The organism is Bartonella sp. AA86SXKL, from assembly GCF_042196885.1.
Window position 1 is genome coordinate 1 of record NZ_JBHIRE010000553.1, and the last position, 568, is coordinate 568.

The 568-nt window shown below is 33.8% G+C and carries 1 protein-coding gene; it reads right to left on the reverse strand.

All coding sequences use genetic code 11. From position 1 onward, the window contains the following. Nucleotides 1-281: peroxiredoxin (locus ACFIO5_RS13240; protein WP_375705659.1), on the reverse strand; the 281-nt coding region annotated here is incomplete at its 3' end. Nucleotides 282-568 lie beyond the last annotated feature (287 nt).

Sequence of the window (568 nt, forward strand, 5' to 3'; positions counted from 1 at the left end):
TCAGAAACAAGGATGATATCAAGCGCGTGTTTTATTTTAAATTTTTCATGTTTTTTAACATTGTCTGGAGATATCCCAATAATAACAACCCCGATTTCATCAAACTTTGTCTTTAGTCGGGTAAAGTCAAGGGCTTCATTTGTGCAGCCACTGGTATCATCTTTCGGATAAAAATATAAAACAACCATTTTTCCTTGAAGATCAGAAAGACATAATTTATCCCCACCATCGCGCGGCAAATTGAAATCAGGTGCTGGAGTGCCTTTCATTTGTTTTGTCATTGTTGTGCCTTTCTTTTTTGTGTAAGCATTGCCTATGAGAATACATAGGACCATGGAGTATAGAGAATAAATGATAGAAATCATTCTTCAACCCTCTATAGAATATATAATTATTATGGAGAATTGTTATCTATCGTAAAGAGCGCATTATAGCATAACGATTGAATTAAGAAAATGAGGTTAGCCATTAGAAGCACAAGCCTTGCGCATCAAACCAACGTAAAAAGTTATAAAATAAGATCAGAAAATCATAAAGAAAGAGATTAGAGTGGTTTTATCAAAACATG